Raw genomic sequence first — 1649 nt, 5'->3', positions numbered from 1 at the left:
AGCGTGAAGCGGGTGACCGACATCATGGGCGAGATCACGGCGGCGAGCCAGGAGCAGACCTCGGGCATCGAGCAGATCAATCAGGCGATCACGCAGATGGACCAGGTGACGCAGCAGAACGCGGCCCTGGTGGAAGAGGCCGCTGCTGCCGCCGCATCGCTGCAGGAGCAGGCAGGCAGCCTCGTCGATGCGGTGCGCATTTTCAAGTCTTAAGTCACGGAGATAGCAGCATGACCTCAGTTCAATCGAAACACGCCGCGGAAGGCTCGGCGCGCGCGGACAAGCCGCTGGAATTTCTTTCCTTCACCCTCGGCCACGAGGAATACGGCATCGACATCCAGAAGGTGCAGGAGCTACGCGGCTACGACGCGGTGACGCGGATCGCGAACGCGCCGGAGTACATCAAGGGAGTGGTGAACCTGCGCGGAATCATCGTGCCGATCATCGACATGCGCATCAAGTTCGCGCTGGGCAGTCCGAGCTACGACCAGTTCACGGTGGTGATCGTGCTGAACATCGGAGGCCGCGTGGTGGGGATGGTGGTGGACAGCGTGTCGGACGTGATCACGCTGACGGCCGAGCAGATCAAGCCTGCGCCGGAGATGGGCTCGGTGCTGGACACGGACTACCTGATCGGGCTGGGCACGCTGGACAAGCGGATGCTGATCCTGGTGGACATCGACCGGCTCATGTCCAGCGAGGAAATGGGCCTCGTCGAAGCCGCGGCCACCGCCTGAACCCCCGAGGCCCTCGACCTTCCGGCGCCTCACGCGATACCTCCAACCTCCTTCCATCATGACCTTTCTCTCCAACGTCCGCATCGGCATGCGCCTGGCCATCGGCTTCGGCATCGTCCTGGGCCTGACGATCATCTCGACCGCCTTCGCGCTGAACAGCGCAAGGAACAACGCCGAAGCCACGCGGCACATGATGGAGAGCCCGCTCGCGAAGGAGCGGCTCATCTCGGACTGGTACGTGCTGACCTACTCGGCCATCGCCCGTACGTCGATGATCGCGAAGACCACGGACGACACGCTGCCCGTGACCTTTGCCGACGTCATTTCCGACAGCGTCAAGAAGGGCTCCGAGACCATGGCGAAGGTCGAGGCCCTGCTGGTGACCGACGAAGAGAAGGCGATGTTCAAGTCCATCGTCGAGCTGCGGGTCAAGTACCAGGCCGGCAAGGACATCGTGGGCAAGGCCAAGGCGAGCGGCAATGCGGCGGAAGCCGAGCGCGCCTTCAAGGAGATCTTCCAGCCTGCGGCGAGGGCCTATGAATCGCGTGTGCTCGACCTGCTGTCGATGGAACGCAAGGCGATCGACGACATGAGCCGGGCAATCGATGCGGCGAACTCGCGCGGCTTCAACCTGCGCGCCTTCCTCACGGTCATGACGGTATTGCTCGGCGGCACGGCGGCGTTCCTGATTTCACGCAGCATCGTCAGGCCGCTCCGTGAAGCGGTGAAGATTGCGGAGACGGTGGCCGCCGGCGACCTGAGCAGCCGCATCGAAGTGCAAAGCCGCGACGAGACGGGTCAACTGCTGCAGGCGCTGAAGAACATGAACGACAGCCTGGCGAAGGTGGTCGGCGAGGTGCGTACGGGCACGGACACGATCGCGACCGCGTCGAGCCAGATCGCGACGGGCAA

At 63.8% G+C, this 1649-nt stretch carries 2 protein-coding genes and 1 pseudogene; all 3 read left to right on the top strand.

The window, feature by feature from the left end:
- Positions 1-213, top strand: a pseudogene (locus AC1D3B_RS36120) (methyl-accepting chemotaxis protein); the annotation flags it as partial.
- Positions 214-230: 17 nt separating this feature from the next.
- On the top strand, positions 231-737 hold the full coding sequence (locus tag AC1D3B_RS36115) for a chemotaxis protein CheW (RefSeq protein ID WP_478195461.1): 507 nt from the start codon (positions 231-233) through the stop codon (positions 735-737).
- Positions 738-795: 58 nt separating this feature from the next.
- The coding region (locus AC1D3B_RS36110; RefSeq protein WP_478195460.1) for an MCP four helix bundle domain-containing protein at positions 796-1649 on the top strand (854 nt) is incomplete at its 3' end.

The organism is Variovorax sp. P5_A3, assembly GCF_056400665.1.
The sequence above is the reverse complement of the archived record's forward strand: the minus strand, read 5'-3'. Positions and strand labels throughout refer to the sequence as shown.